Genomic DNA, 13205 nt, shown 5'->3' on the forward strand with positions numbered 1-13205 from the left:
CGCGGGATGGGCGCCGCGGGAAACTAAATCGGCGGTTTGTCTCCGGACCGGCCTCCCGCGTCCGACATGTGGGGCGTGCAGCTTTGGGCCGGATCAGACGCCAGCTTGGCGCAATATCGGGCACGGCAGATCCGGCTCGACCTGTGGATCATCGCCGCGCTCACTCTCATGGGCGCGTTACGCGTCGGGGTCGCCTGGGCGCCGCAGTACCGCTGGTGGCTGATCCCCCTCGGGCTGGCCGTGGTCCTGCTGCTGGCCGCCAGCGCGCTGCCGTGGACACGGATCGTGCGCCACACGGGCGTACGCGGCTGGCTCAGCGCCTGGTACGCCGCCGCCCTGACGGCCCTCTACGCCTTCAACCAGTTCGACGACGACGGCCTGGCGATCTACCCGGCCGGCGCCATCGTGATCGTGGTGGCCGCCTCGGCCGTGTTCCTGCCCCGGACCCTGCTCGGGCTGGGCCTGTTCGCCGAGGCCGGCTACCTCACGCTCGCCGTCACCACACCGCAGCCCAATCCGGTGCTGGTGATGTCGCTGTCCATGGTGCTGATCGTGGTGACCGGGCTGTGCGCGCTGACCGCGCACAGCCGCCGGCAGCAGGACACCGACCGCGCGGTCGCCGAGCGCCGCACCGAGGCCATGCTGGAGAACGGCTCCGACGCCGTGCTCGCCATCTCGGACGGCGGCGTGGTCTTCGCCAGCTCGTCGTCGGGACGGGTGCTGGGCCGCGACGCGTCGCAGTTCACCAACGAGACCATGGTCGCGATGACGCATCCGGACGATCTGGCCCGGATCTCCGCGTGGATGCTCGACCTGCGCGCGGCCGCCCCGGGTCACACCGAGCGGATCGACTCGCGCTGCCAGCACGCCGACGGCCGGTGGATCAACGTGCAGGTGACCGGGACCAACCGGCTGTCCGACCCGCACATCAACGCGGTCGTGCTGACCATCCGGGACGTGAGCGAGCAGAAGGCCCTGGAGGGTGAGCTCACCCGGCAGGCGTTCCAGGACTCGCTCACCGGGCTGCCCAACCGGGCGCTGCTCGGCGACCGGATGAACCAGGCGGTGGCCCGCAACCTGCGCAGCGGCGGCCGGGTGGAGCTGCTGCTGGTCGACCTGGACGACTTCAAGAAGGTCAACGACACCCTCGGGCATTCCGCCGGCGACGAGCTCATCCAGGCCGTCGCCACGCGGATGAGCGGCTGTATCCGGCCCGCCGACACGCTGGCCCGCCTCGGCGGGGACGAGTTCGCGGTGCTGGTCGAGAACCTCGACGACCTGGAGCTGGCCGCGCTGGCCGAACGCCTGCTCGAGATCGTCCGGCTGCCCGTCCGGGTCGGCAACCGCGACCTGGTCACCACGGCCAGCATCGGCATCGCCTCGGCCAAGATCACCCACACCGCGACCGAGGCCGACACCCACGAGCTGCTGCGCGACGCCGACCTGGCCATGTACGCGGCCAAGACCGCCGGCCGGGACCGCTACGTCATCTTCGACGAGTCGATGTACGCCGACGCCCTGCAGGAGGCCGAGGCCCGCCTGCGGCTGGAGCAGGCCCTGGCCGACGACGAGTTCGTGGTGCACTACCAGCCCATCGTCGACCTGCCCTCGGGCCGGCTCATCGGGGTCGAGGCGCTGGTGCGCTGGCAGCACCCGGAGCGCGGCCTGCTCGGGCCGGACACGTTCATCGGCCTGGCCGAGCAGACCGGGCTGATCGTGCCGCTCGGGCACTGGGTGCTGGCCGAGTCGTGCCGGCAGGTGGCCGCCTGGCACAGTGACGTCCCGGGCGCCGAACAGCTGCGGATCAGCGTGAACCTCTCCGCCCGCCAGTTCCAGCACATGGACCTGGTCGCGGACGTCGCCGGCGTACTGCGCGACTCCGGGATCGACCCCGGCCGGGTGGTCCTGGAGATCACCGAGTCGCTGCTCATGCGGGACACCGACGCCACCATCAGCACCCTGCGCGAGCTGCGCGACCTGGGCCTGCACATCGCCATCGACGACTTCGGCACCGGCTACTCGTCGTTGTCCTACCTGCGGCGCTTCCCGATCGACATCCTGAAGATCGACAAGGCGTTCATCGACGGCATCGCCACCGACCCCGACGACGCCACGCTGGCCGAGGCCGTGGTGCAGCTGGGGCGGGCACTGCGGCTGCAGACGGTGGCCGAGGGCATCGAGAACGTCGACCAGCACTCCCTGCTCAGCGCGCTGGGCTGCACCTACGGCCAGGGCTACCTCTTCGCCCGGCCGGCCGGCTCGGCGCAGATCGAGGCGCTGCTGCGGCACTCCGACAACACCCCGGTATCGGAGGACTGGTGGAGCACTCCGGAGCAGGCCGGCCCACCCGGCTGACGGCGTGCGTCGCGGCCCTGACCGCGCCCGCTCTGTTGGCCGCCGGCCCGGTCGCCGCCGCGATACCCGCCGCGGAGACGGTCGGCGTGCACGGCGAGCTGCTGGCCGAGCACTTCTCCTCGGTCACCCCGGGCAACCGGCCAAACGCGACGCGCTGTACGCCCTGGTGAGCGCGCAGGCGTCCGTCTACCGCGACATGATGGCCCTGTTCCGCCGGTACGCCCCCACCGTCACCTCGGTGACCCTGTGGGGCCTGGCCGACGACAACACCTGGCTGGACACGTTCCCGGTGACCCGCAAGGACGCTCCGCTGCTGTTCGACACCAGGCTGCAGGCCAAGGAGGGGTACTGGGCCGTGGTCGGCCGGAGCTCGCCTTCCGCGTCGGCGTCACCATCGGCATCGGCCCCGCCCGCGGGTGGCTGCGCGGTGTCCTACCGGGTGGCCGGCAGCGGCCGGGTGGTTTCCAGGGCGCCGTGACGATCACCAACACCGGCCGCGAGCCGCTGACCCCGTGGTCGCCGGCCTGGTCGTTCGCCGACGGGCAGCGGATCTCCCAGTCCTGGAACGGTACGGCGGCCCAGACCGGCACCGCCGTCACGGTCTCCAGCACGTCCTGGAACGCCACGGTGGCCGCGGGCGGCACCACGTCGTTCGGCTTCCTCGCCTCCTGGACCGGCGCGAACCGCCCACCGGCCGCCTTCGCCCTCGACGGGGTCAGCTGCGCTCAGTAGCCGACATCGCGGCGGCGTAGCCCGGCGTACCCGGCGGCGAGGGCGACCGCGGCCAGGGCGGTGATCACGAGCAGCGGCGTGAGAGCCGGATCCACCAGCGGCACCTGCGGAGTGTGGGCGAACGGGGACCCGCGCCGGGCCCAGCCGGGCAGGTCGAACGAGTCGCCGAAGAGGGTGACGACCGCGCAGTACCCGACCGCCACCCACCCGAGCACGGCCGACGGTCGCGGGGCCCACCCGAGGCTCAGCACCACCACGGCGATGATCAGCCACACGGCGGGGAGGTAGGCGAACGCGACACCGACCAGTCGCGGCACCTGGCCGGCGTCGGACACGGTCGCCCCGTACGCCGCTCCTTCGCCCAGCCCGAACGCGAGCAGCCCGAGGGCGCTGCCGGCCAGCGCCACGCTGAGCTGGCCGCCTAGCCAGGTCAGCCGGCTCGTGCCGGTGGCCAGGACCTGCTCGGCCCGGCCGGACGTCTCCTCGCCCCGGACCCGCAGGACGGCCGCCACTCCGTACGCCGCCGCGATCAGGGCGGCCATGCCGAACGTCAGCGCCAGGTACGCGTCGACGACGTCCGCGGCCCCTCCCGGCAGGAACTCGGCGATCTCGGGATTGTCGCGGATGTACTGCTCGATGGTGTCCGCGATGGCTCCGTACGCCACGCCCAGCAGGCCCAGTGCCACCACCCACCCGGCCAGGTTGCCGCGCTGCAGGCGCCAGGCCAGCCCGTAGGCGTCGCGCAGCCACCGGGTCGCCCGGGCCCGGCCGGGACGCGACGGCACCAGGCCGGCCCCGAAGTCGCGGCGCCGCGACAGGGCCACGGCGGCTGTCACGAGCAGCACGCTGGACACCAGCGGGAGCAGCAGCGGCCACCACCGGTCACCGGCGTAGGGGAAGGTGCGCTGGCCCCATCCGATGGGCGAGAACCAGGACAGCGCACCGCTGCCGACATCCCCGGCGGCGCGCAGGACGTACGCGGCGCCGAGGACGAGCCCGACGGACCCGTACGCCGCCCGGGTGTTCTCGAAGACCTGGCTCGCGACCGCGGTGAGCCCGGCGAATGTGAGGCCCACGGTGGCCGTCGCGGCGCCGAACAGGATCGAGCCCCCGACCGGCAGGCCGGTGCCCGCGGCCGCGGCGAAGACCAGGATCCCGACGGCGAGGCTGGCCAGGCCGGCCAGGGCCAGCGCCGCCGCGAGCGGGGCCTGCCGGCCGACCCGGGCCGAGCGGATCAGTTCGGCCCGTCCGGTCTCCTCCTCGGCCCGGGTGTGCCGGCCGACCAGGAACATGGCCATCAGCGCGACGACGATCGCGACGAAGGCGAAGATCTCGAACACGACCTCCCCGCCGATCGAATCGAGCAGCCGGGTCGGCCCGCTCATCGCGATCACCGCGGTGTTGCCGCCGACGGTCCGGCGCAGCCGCTCGAGAGCTTCGGGGCTGTCGTACAGGTTCTGGCTCTGGGTCGACTGCACCAGCACGAGCAGCGTGGCCCCCAGCAGCCACCACGGCAGGCCGATCCGTTCCCGGCGGAGCATGAACCGCAGCAGTCCCCAGGTGCCGGTCACGACGCCACCTGCTCCCCCGCCGCTGGCCCGGCGCCGTAGTGGCGCAGGAAGAGTTCCTCCAGAGTGGGCGGTGTGCTGGTCAGGCTGCGCACGCCGAGCGGCACGAGGAGCCGCAGCACGGCGTCGAGCTGGGCGGTGTCGACGTCGAAGCGGGCGTGGCGGTCCTCGACCACCATGTCGTGGACCCCGGGCAGCGTCTCGAGGCCGCGCAACGGCTCGGCCGTCTCCACGGAGATCGAGGTACGGGTCAGGTGCCGCAGCTCGGCCAGCGTGCCGGACTCCACCGTGCGGCCCAGCCGGACGATGCTCACCCGGTCGCACAGCGCCTCGACCTCGGCCAGGATGTGGCTGGACAGCAGGACCGTCCGTCCCTGCAGTTTCGCCTCCTGAATGCACTGCTGGAAGACGGACTCCATCAGCGGGTCCAGGCCCGAGGTCGGCTCGTCCAGCAACAGCAGTTCGGCGTCCGAGGCGAGCCCCGCGACCAGGGCCACCTTCTGCCGGTTGCCCTTGGAGTAGGTGCGCGCCTTCTTGCGCGGGTCCAGGTCGAACCGTTCCAGCAACTCGTCACGCCGGCGCCGGTCGAGCCCGCCGCGCATCCGGCCGAGCAGGTCGATGACCTCGCCGCCGGTGATACCGGGCCAGAGCGTGACGTCACCCGGCACGTACGCCAGCCGGCGGTGCAGGGCGACCGCGTCCCGCCAGGGGTCACCGCCCAGCATCCGGACCTGGCCGGCGTCGGGCCGGAGCAGGCCGAGCAGTACCCGGATGGTGGTGGTCTTCCCGCTGCCGTTCGGGCCGAGGAAGCCGTGCACCTCACCGGCCGCCACGGTCAGATCGAGGCCGTCCAGCGCCTTGGCGCTGCCGAACGACTTGCTCAGTGCGGAGATGGAGATGGCTTCGGTAGACGTCGTCATGGGAACTCCTCCATGGGTCAGCAACTCGCCGACCAGGCTTCCCGGCACTCCGAGGGGCATCGTACGACACGCGCACCACCTAGGCTGGCGGGGTGACCTCCGCGTCCGCACGGGTCAGTGCCGAGCGTCCCTTCTACAGCCGGCACGCCGCAGCCTACGACCTGCTGATCACCGATCCGGTCGAGCCCTGGGTCGACGCGGTGCACGACCGGCTCGGCAAAGCGCACCGGCCACGGGCCGCGGTGCTGGACGCGGGGTGCGGCACCGGCCGGCACGCCGCCGCGCTGACCGCCCGGGGCCACCGGGTCGACGTCGCGGACGCCTCCGCGGAGTTGCTGGCGCGCGCCGCCGAGCGCTGCCCCGCCTCCCGGGCCCTGCTGGTCGACCTGTGCGCCCTGAACCTGCCGGCCGGGTACGACGCCGTGACGTGCCGCGGCGTGCTCAATGACATGATCACCGATGAGGACCGGGACGCGGCGATCGCTTCGCTGACCGCGTGCCTGCGGCCGGGCGGGCTGTTGTTCCTCGACGTACGGGAGGCGGAGGCTTCCCGGCTCCGGGCCGGCGGCGCGAGCCGGTGCGTGACCGCCGATCTCGGCCACCGGGAGCTGCGGTTCTCCAGCCGTACGCGGTGGGCCGGCGGATTGCTGCACGTCGAGGAACGCTACGAAGTCGTCGTGGACGGCCGCACCGAGGAGGACTCCGGCTACGACTTCACCATGCGGCCGTGGTCGGGAGCCGAGCTGACCGCGGCGCTGCGGCGTCACGGCATGCGGACCGTGGAGATCGGGGACGGCGTGGGCCGCCGTACCGGGGACCGGTTGTTCGTCGTCGCCGCGTGACCCGTCCGGCACGGCGACACGCGTTACCGGCGGGGGTAGGCGATGCTGTGGGCGTGGAGTACGTGTCCCGAGTGCCGCGACCGCCGCTGGACGGGCTGATCGACGACCTCTACTACCTGGCGGGTACGCCGCCGTACGCCCGGCTGACGCTGCCGGCCAGTCCGGCGGCGTTCCTCATCGTCAACCTGGGCGCGCCGTTCCGCGTCCGCGCCGGCACCGACATCAAGACGGCCGAGTACACCGACGGCTGCGTGGTCACCATGCCCAGCCGGGTGCTGGAGTTCGGCTACCCACCCCGGACCCGTTCCGTCGGCGTGCACTTCAAGCCGTGGGGGCTGGCGCCGTTCCTGCCGATGCCCGCGGCCGAGCTGTGTGACCGGCCGTTGACGGTGGAACAGATCTGGGGTCGACCGGCCGTCGCCGAGCTGCGAGACCGGCTGGCCACGGCCGAGGAACCGCACGAGATGCTGACGCTGCTCGAGGAGGAGCTGAGGCGACGGCTGGGCGAAACCGCCGGCTTGGGGCTGGTCCGCCACACGAGCCGGATCATCGCGGCGACCGGCGGGGCGGTGGCCATCGACGACCTGAGGGTTTCGGCCGGAGTCAGCAGCACTCACCTGGCCCAGCGGTTCAAGCAGCTCATCGGCGTCACGCCGAAGCGGCTGGCCCGCAGCTACCGCTTCACCGCCACCGTGTTCTCGCTCGACCCCGCCGAACCGGTCGACTGGGCCGAGCTGGCCAGTGGCGCCGGCTACTTCGATCAGGCCCACTTCGGCCACGAGTTCCGCGCCTTCACCGGGCTTACCCCGACCCGGTACGTCGAGGCCCGGCGGCGGTTCCTGCGCGAGCATCCCGGCCACGTGCTGGACAGCTGGCCGCTGCCGGCCGATTGATTTCTTACAAGAGCAACAGCCCGCGACCCGCTAATTTGAGGGCAACCCGAAGCAGAGGAGAGCCCATGGGCAAGGTCGTCATGTACAGCTCGGTGTCGGTGGACGGCTTCATCGCGGACGACACCGACCAGCCCGGACCGCTGTTCGACTGGTTGCTCAACGGTGACGTCCCGTTGGACGACAGCGGCGCGGTGAAGGTGTCGCAGACCTCCTACGACTACACCCGGCCGTACTGGGACCAGATCGGGGTGACGATCGCCGGCCGCCACGTCTTCGACCTCACCGACGGCTGGGACGGAAAGCCGCCGGGCGGGATCGACCACGTGGTCGTCGTGACGCACCGGCCGCCGCCCGAGGGCTGGGACCCCGCGGCGCCGTTCCACTTCGTCGACGGCGTCGAGGCGGCCGTGGCCAAGGCGCGGGAGCTCGCGGGCGACCGCCTGGTCGAGGTCGCCGCCGGCGACGTCGGCGGCCAGGCGCTCGCCGCCGGCCTGGTCGACGAGGTACGCATGGACGTGGCGCCCGTGGTGCTCGGATCCGGCAAGCGCTACTTCGGGTCGGTCGACGCGCAGCACCTGCTGGAGGGACCCGACGTGGTGCAGGGCAACCGGGTGCTCCACCTGCGCTATCAGGTGCGCCGCTGATCGAGCTGGTCGCCGCCACCGGGCGCGCGGGTGCGCAGTTGCTGTTTGAACTGGCCCGACCTCGCTCCGATCTTGCGCAGCTGCAGGCTCTCATGGATCTCGGCCAGGTCGGCCTCGGCGACCATGCAGACCAGGTGTTCGAAGAAGGCGAAATGGGTCGGCGACCGCAGGGCGCGTTCCGCCATGACGAACGGCTCCAGCGCGAACCACGCCCGGCGCACCCGCCACGGCATCAGGCTGACAACCATCTTCTCCTGGAGCCCACCGAAGACGGAAGGAAGCCCAGGCTGCTGTAGTAGAGCCCGACCCGGCTGACGTGCCGCCGGGCCTCGGCCGGCAACGCCGCGATGCCACCCTCGGCGGACTCCTTCGGCAGTTCACTGACGACGAAGTCCTCACTCTCGAGAAATTCGGTGGTCCGGCACTCACGCGTGAGCAGCTCGATCGCCACCAGCGTGTCGTCGGACCGGCGCATCGACCGCAGCTGACGTAAAGCGAACAGGCTGGACGCGACGACCGCGGAAACGGAGATCACCACTGCGATGAGATTCACGGCCAGACCCAGATTCAACCCCAGACCCCCAACACCCGTCGCGGCGCAACAACGACCCGACACTATCGACAGTGGTCAACCGGACACCGCACGACCGCCCTCCGCACCGGACAGTGCACCGGCTGAACCCGAACCGCCGCGCACCGGTGCTGCTGAAGGGGAATCAAGCTCTTGGCGCGCCCGGGCCAGCAACGCGGTCAGCTCGGGCGCGTACCAACTCGCGTGCGCATCCAGCCAACCACGCAGGAAGGCGCTGTATCGGAAGGAGTCGAGGATCCAGGCGTCGAGCGAGTCGGACGCGCCACCCAGTCCTCGATCGGTGAACTTCATGGCGCGTTCCATCGCGTCGAGCAGGATTTCCGCCACCGCGTTGGCCCGGTAGGTCGTGTCCTCGTCCAACGCGGGCGACGCACCGATGGCATCGCGCTCGTTGAAGATCGGCCGCAGTCGGGGATGATCCAGATAGGCCTGCGTGACCACGACGAACAGGGCATCGAGCGCGGATTCGGCGGACGTCTCCAACGCATGGCTGAGCCGATCGGTCTGCTGCGCCATCATTCGCACCTGGTACCGGATGAATCTGAGGCTCACGATCACGGCCAACAGCCCGACGATCGAGACGGTGACCGAGGTCCACTCATAGGCTGACATGGCTAACTCGTACCAGTGAGCATGGATGGAAGCCATCGACGCAACGTCGAACTGTTCGCATCGTTCAGGTGCTTCGGAACACTTCGCCGAACGGCCGGGCCGGGGAATCGATCGGATTCCTTCCGTCTTGGCTGCGGCGGCGCCGGGCGCGCGACAATGCCGGGATGGACTCGGCGTTCGAGGTGACCGCGGAGCAGACACGGCGCCGGCGGGCCGTCGTCGTGGGACTGCTCGTGACGTACGCGTTGCTCGCTGCGATCTGCCGGCCGCTGACCGACCCCGCACTCGTCGCCGTCCTGGTCGTCGGTGCGCCGCTGTGCTGGGTCGGTGTGCGCCGCCGCCCGCGCCGGGCCCCGCCGGTCGGCGCGCGCTCGGCGGCGGTGTGGCTCGGCCTGCTCGGGCTGGGTGTGGCCGTCGAGCTGGGCCTGTGGCTCGGGCCGGACGATGTCGCGCACCCGACGCTGAGCACGCTCGCCGATCCGGTGCTGAGCACCTATCCCGGGCGGGTGCTCGGTTACCTGCTGTGGGCGGGTTCCGGTGTGTGGCTGGTGAGCCGGTGACCCCGCGGGCCGCCGTCATCGCCGGCTTCGCCGCGCTGCTGGTCGTGGCCGTCGTGGCCGACCTGGTCGCCCGGCGGGCGGGTTCGGGTGTACGGCCGCTCGCCGCCACGCTGACCGCGGCGCTGCGTACGCGCGGTGGCCGGGTTGTCGTCCTCGCTGCCTGGCTCTGGCTGGGCTGGCACTTCCTGGCCCGGTAGCGCGGCGGGTGACCGCAGGCTCAGCTGATCCACCGCACCGAGCCGTTGAAGACGTTTGTCCAGTTGAAGACGGCCATGTTGTCCCAGCCGTCACCCGAGGTCGCGATGTTCGCCGGGTTCCAGCCGTTGCCGGGCACCGCCGTCCACGTCGGCTCCCAGTAGAAGACGCCGATCGCCCCGCCGGCCTTGGCCGCGTTCTGTACCGCCGTGAACGCCGCCGCCTGGCCCGCCCAGGTCGCCGGGTAGCCCGGGCACGCGGTCGTGATGCTGTTGCCCGTGCTGTCGGCGTTGTTGGTCGTGAACGGGGTCGCGGTCTCGGCCAGGATCGTCGGCTTGCCGTACCGGGAGATCATGTCGGCGATGACGCCGGTCATGTTGGCCATCGTGCCGTGCCAGTTGCAGTAGTACGACAGCGCGGTGATGTCCCAGCTGACACCCTTGGCCCGGATGCCGTCGTAGAACCAGCGGGCGTGCGCATCGCTGTCCGAGTTGGCGGTGTGGATGATCACCTGGGTCGAGGAGTTGCAGGCCTTGGTCGCGTTGTAGCCCGACTTCAGCAGCAGGCTCAGGTTGGTGAAGTCGTTGTTGACCACCTTGCCGTCGTTCCACAGCATGCCGACGTTGATCTCGTTGCCGATCTGCACGCTGTCCGGGGTGGTGCCCTGCGCCTTGAGGCTGGTGCACAGCCCGTACGTGTAGTCGTAGACGTCCTTGGTCAGCGTGCTGATGCCGTGGCTCGACCAGGCCGCCGGCTTGGTCTGCACCCCGGGGTCGGCCCAGGTGTCGGAGTAGTGGAAGTCGATCAGCAGCTTGAAACCCTTGGCCTTGACCGTCCGCGCGTACGCCAGCACCTTGGCCGCGTTGTTGTAGCCGCTGGCCGGGTTGTTCCACACGCGCAGCCGGACGTAGTTGACGCCCGCGCCCTTGAGGATGTCGAGGGGGTCGGCGACCGTGCCGGCGGCCGTGTAGTACTGCGCGCCCAGGTCGACGGCGCGTTGCAGGCTGGAGATGTCGGCGCCGCGCATCGACAGCGTGGCGGCCTGCGCCTCGGCGGGTGCCGCGAGAGCCGCGGTGGGCAGGGCGACGGCGAGGAAGGCGCCGAGGACGCCGATCCGCTTGCGTACTTCCCGGAGGACCATGCCCGGCCGCCTGTCGATCGAAGATGTTCGATGCTGGGAGCGCTCACAGTAATGTGCCGCTCCGGGCGTTGTAAACCCAATCTGACAGGGATTGGTCACCTGGGAGCGCTCACAGACGATCAGCGTTCGCGGATGACCGCGGCGCCGCCGGCCGGCAGCCGGATCGCGCCGGTCACTGCGGTGCCGGTCAGCAGGTCGACACCGGCGGCGGGCACCTCGTGCTCATCTCCGGTGTGGTTGAGCAGGAACAGCCACGACCGGTCACCGGCCCGCCGGCGCACCGCCTCGACACCGGCCGGCCGGCCGGGCCGCTCCGGGCCCGCACCGGCCGACGCGGCCACCCTGGCCAGCAGAAGACCGGAGGACTCCGGGTCGAGACGGGTGGAAACGTAGTAGGCCGCGCCGTCTCCGACCGCGTGACGCGTGACGGCGGGCAGGCCGTCGAGGACACCCTCGGCGTACCGGGCCAGGGCATGCGCCCCTTCGAGATGCACGGTCTCACTCCACAGCTCCCCGGTCCCCGCTGAACCCGGCGAGAGCCACAGGTCCCCGGGCGTCGCCGCGAAGAGCGCGACGCGGTCGTCCGGGCCGAGCGGATGGAACTCCTCCACCCGGACGCCGAGCAGCTCCCGCAGCGCGCCCGGATAGCCGCCGGTCCGCACCCGGGCGTACTCGTCGGCGACCCCGGTCAGGTAAGTGACGACGAGATGGCCACCGGCCTCGACCCAGGACCGCAGCTCCGCGGCCTGGGCGCCGGTCATCAGGTAGTGCCCGGGCAGGACCAGCATCCGGTACGCCGAAAGCCGCTCCAGCACGCCGATCACGTCACAGACGATGCCCCGCCGCCACAGGGCCCGGTGCGCCCGCTGCGCCTCCTCGGCGTGGTCGAGCCGGGTGGACGGCAGCCCGGCCGCCTGCAACGCCCACGCCGACGGCTCGTCGTACGCGACCGCCACCCGCGCCCCCACCGCGCCCTCGGCCGTCTCGCCGATCCGGTCCAGCGCCTCCCCCAGCGCGACCGCCTCCCGGTACACCCGGCTGTCCGGGCCCGCGTGCGGCACCAGCGCGGAGTGGAACAGCTCGGCGCCTCCGCGCGGTGCCCGCCACTGGAAGAAGAGCGCGCCGCGCGAACCCCGGGCCACGGCGGCCAGGCTCTGCCGGGCCATCCGTCCCGGTTCCTTGGTGTGCATCCGGCCGGCCGCGTAGATGAGGTTCGGCGCCGTCTCCATCAGCAGCCAGTGCGGTGCGCCCGGGGACCGCCGCGCCCAGCCCCGGGCCAGGTCGGCCGCGAACGCAGTCTGCTCCTCCGCACCGATCCCGGGCTCCGACGGGTAGTGGTCGATGGCGACCAGGTCCACCTCGCGGGCCCAGCGGGCGTGGTCGACCGGCACCCACCCGCCGAGCACGAAGTTCGTCGTCACCGGCACGCCCGGCGTCGCGGCGCGCAGCACGTCGCGTTGCTCGGCGTACGCGGCCAGCAGCTCGTCGGAGGTGAACCGGCGGAAGTCCAGCACCTGGGCCGGGTTGGGCAGGTACTGGGTGCGGCGCGGCGGCCGGATCTGCGCCCAGTCGGTGTAGTGCTGCCCCCAGAACGCCGTGGTCCAGGCGCCGTTGAGGTGCTCCAGGTCGTCGTAGCGCCCCCGCAGCCACACCCGGAACGCCTCGGCCGTCAGCTCGCAGTGGCAGGTGGTGCCGTACTCGTTGTGCACGTGCCACATCGTCAGCGCGGGGTGGTCGCGGTAGTGCTCGCCGAGGGCGGCCGCGACGCGGCGGGCGGCCGTACGGTACGCCGGCGCGCTCGCGCAGTAGGTGTCGCGGCTGCCGTGACTGAGCCGCACGCCGTCCGCGTTCACCGGCAGCGCCTCGGGGTGGGCCAGGCTGAACCACGGCGGCGGGGAGGCGGTCGGAGTGGCCAGAGCGACGCCGACGCCGTGGCCGGCCAGGCGGTCGAGCACCTGGTCGAGCCAGCCGAAGTCGTAGCGGCCCGGGGCCGGCTCCAGTTTCGACCAGGCGAAGACGCCGACGGTCGCAGTGGTCACCCGGGCCCGGCGCATCAGGGCGGCGTCCTCGGCGTGTACGTCGGCGGGCCATTGCTCGGAGTTGTAGTCCCCGCCGTACAGCAACCCCGGCATGCCGCTCCCCGCTTGTAGT

At 71.7% G+C, this 13205-nt stretch carries 16 protein-coding genes; 9 read left to right on the top strand and 7 right to left on the bottom strand.

Features of this window, described 5'->3' with window-relative positions; all coding sequences use genetic code 11:
- Positions 1–105 precede the first annotated feature (105 nt).
- Genes Aau02nite_RS05035 through Aau02nite_RS46220 form a run of 4 tightly spaced genes read left to right on the top strand, consistent with a single transcriptional unit; the run spans position 106 to position 3087 of the window.
- Positions 106–2355 carry a putative bifunctional diguanylate cyclase/phosphodiesterase gene (locus Aau02nite_RS05035; RefSeq protein WP_212987134.1) on the top strand — a complete coding sequence of 750 codons (2250 nt, stop codon included), beginning with the start codon at positions 106–108 and terminating at the stop codon, positions 2353–2355.
- Positions 2319–2525, top strand: a complete 207-nt coding sequence (locus Aau02nite_RS05040; RefSeq protein ID WP_212987135.1) for a hypothetical protein — start codon at positions 2319–2321, stop codon at positions 2523–2525. Before Aau02nite_RS05035 ends, Aau02nite_RS05040 begins: the two co-directional genes overlap by 37 nt.
- A complete protein-coding gene (locus Aau02nite_RS46215; RefSeq protein ID WP_246594911.1) occupies positions 2522–2833 on the top strand; it encodes an endo-1,4-beta-xylanase in 312 nt (103 codons plus the stop codon). The genes Aau02nite_RS05040 and Aau02nite_RS46215 overlap by 4 nt, the downstream gene beginning before the upstream one ends.
- On the top strand, positions 2830–3087 hold the full coding sequence (locus Aau02nite_RS46220) for a cellulose binding domain-containing protein (protein WP_246594912.1): 258 nt from the start codon (positions 2830–2832) through the stop codon (positions 3085–3087). The genes Aau02nite_RS46215 and Aau02nite_RS46220 overlap by 4 nt, the downstream gene beginning before the upstream one ends.
- Here the strand turns inward: Aau02nite_RS46220 and Aau02nite_RS05050 are convergent.
- Both Aau02nite_RS05050 and Aau02nite_RS05055 read right to left on the bottom strand, forming a co-directional pair.
- Entirely contained in the window at positions 3081–4658 is a 1578-nt protein-coding gene (locus tag Aau02nite_RS05050) for an ABC transporter permease (protein ID WP_212987136.1), read from the bottom strand. The genes Aau02nite_RS46220 and Aau02nite_RS05050 overlap by 7 nt on opposite strands.
- A complete protein-coding gene (locus tag Aau02nite_RS05055; protein WP_212987137.1) occupies positions 4655–5575 on the bottom strand; it encodes an ABC transporter ATP-binding protein in 921 nt (306 codons plus the stop codon). The genes Aau02nite_RS05050 and Aau02nite_RS05055 overlap by 4 nt, the downstream gene beginning before the upstream one ends.
- A gap of 92 nt (positions 5576–5667) precedes the next feature.
- Here Aau02nite_RS05055 and Aau02nite_RS05060 point away from each other — a divergent pair, with 92 nt between their 5' ends.
- The 3 genes from Aau02nite_RS05060 (at position 5668) to Aau02nite_RS05070 (ending at position 7954) form a co-directional block, all read left to right on the top strand.
- A complete protein-coding gene (locus tag Aau02nite_RS05060) occupies positions 5668–6417 on the top strand; it encodes a class I SAM-dependent methyltransferase (protein ID WP_212987138.1) in 750 nt (249 codons plus the stop codon).
- 53 nt (positions 6418–6470) lie between these two features.
- Entirely contained in the window at positions 6471–7310 is an 840-nt protein-coding gene (locus Aau02nite_RS05065; protein ID WP_246594913.1) for a helix-turn-helix domain-containing protein, read from the top strand.
- 65 nt (positions 7311–7375) lie between these two features.
- On the top strand, positions 7376–7954 hold the full coding sequence (locus Aau02nite_RS05070; RefSeq protein ID WP_212987139.1) for a dihydrofolate reductase family protein: 579 nt from the start codon (positions 7376–7378) through the stop codon (positions 7952–7954).
- Here the strand turns inward: Aau02nite_RS05070 and Aau02nite_RS05075 are convergent.
- The 3 genes from Aau02nite_RS05075 to Aau02nite_RS05085 form a co-directional block, all read right to left on the bottom strand.
- On the bottom strand, positions 7939–8202 hold the full coding sequence (locus Aau02nite_RS05075; protein WP_212987140.1) for a hypothetical protein: 264 nt from the start codon (positions 8200–8202) through the stop codon (positions 7939–7941). The two genes, Aau02nite_RS05070 and Aau02nite_RS05075, sit on opposite strands and share 16 nt — an antisense overlap.
- Positions 8187–8507 (bottom strand): hypothetical protein, encoded by a 321-nt coding sequence (locus tag Aau02nite_RS05080; protein ID WP_212987141.1) that lies wholly within the window; start codon positions 8505–8507, stop codon positions 8187–8189. The genes Aau02nite_RS05075 and Aau02nite_RS05080 overlap by 16 nt, the downstream gene beginning before the upstream one ends.
- A gap of 75 nt (positions 8508–8582) precedes the next feature.
- Positions 8583–9194, bottom strand: coding sequence for a hypothetical protein (locus Aau02nite_RS05085; protein WP_212987142.1), 612 nt, complete (start codon positions 9192–9194; stop codon positions 8583–8585).
- Positions 9195–9322: 128 nt separating this feature from the next.
- On the opposite strand from Aau02nite_RS05085, the gene Aau02nite_RS05090 reads away from it, so the two are divergent.
- Together Aau02nite_RS05090 and Aau02nite_RS05095 are read left to right on the top strand one after the other, a co-directional pair.
- Entirely contained in the window at positions 9323–9718 is a 396-nt protein-coding gene (locus Aau02nite_RS05090; protein WP_212987143.1) for a hypothetical protein, read from the top strand.
- Complete coding sequence (locus Aau02nite_RS05095; RefSeq protein WP_212987144.1) at positions 9715–9915, top strand: DUF6186 family protein; 201 nt, start codon at positions 9715–9717, stop codon at positions 9913–9915. The genes Aau02nite_RS05090 and Aau02nite_RS05095 overlap by 4 nt, the downstream gene beginning before the upstream one ends.
- A gap of 20 nt (positions 9916–9935) precedes the next feature.
- Here the strand turns inward: Aau02nite_RS05095 and Aau02nite_RS05100 are convergent, their stop codons facing one another.
- Entirely contained in the window at positions 9936–11054 is a 1119-nt protein-coding gene (locus Aau02nite_RS05100; RefSeq protein WP_212987145.1) for a glycoside hydrolase family 53 protein, read from the bottom strand.
- A gap of 119 nt (positions 11055–11173) precedes the next feature.
- Entirely contained in the window at positions 11174–13186 is a 2013-nt protein-coding gene (locus Aau02nite_RS05105; RefSeq protein ID WP_212987146.1) for a beta-galactosidase, read from the bottom strand.
- Between the last annotated feature and the right edge of the window lie 19 nt (positions 13187–13205).

The sequence above is a fragment of the Actinoplanes auranticolor genome (genome assembly GCF_018332655.1).
GTDB lineage: Bacteria > Actinomycetota > Actinomycetes > Mycobacteriales > Micromonosporaceae > Actinoplanes > Actinoplanes auranticolor.

Bases quoted from the DNA above. Each gene is read 5' to 3' on its own strand.
- Aau02nite_RS05055 (WP_212987137.1), bottom strand. From the start codon at position 5,575: ATGACGACGTCTACCGAAGCCATCTCCATCTCCGCACTGAGCAAGTCG.
- Aau02nite_RS05070 (WP_212987139.1), top strand. From the start codon at position 7,376: ATGGGCAAGGTCGTCATGTACAGCTCGGTGTCGGTGGACGGCTTCATC.
- Aau02nite_RS05075 (WP_212987140.1), bottom strand. From the start codon at position 8,202: ATGGTTGTCAGCCTGATGCCGTGGCGGGTGCGCCGGGCGTGGTTCGCG.
- Aau02nite_RS05085 (WP_212987142.1), bottom strand. From the start codon at position 9,194: ATGGCTTCCATCCATGCTCACTGGTACGAGTTAGCCATGTCAGCCTAT.
- Aau02nite_RS05090 (WP_212987143.1), top strand. From the start codon at position 9,323: ATGGACTCGGCGTTCGAGGTGACCGCGGAGCAGACACGGCGCCGGCGG.
- Aau02nite_RS05100 (WP_212987145.1), bottom strand. From the start codon at position 11,054: ATGGTCCTCCGGGAAGTACGCAAGCGGATCGGCGTCCTCGGCGCCTTC.
- Aau02nite_RS05105 (WP_212987146.1), bottom strand. From the start codon at position 13,186: ATGCCGGGGTTGCTGTACGGCGGGGACTACAACTCCGAGCAATGGCCC.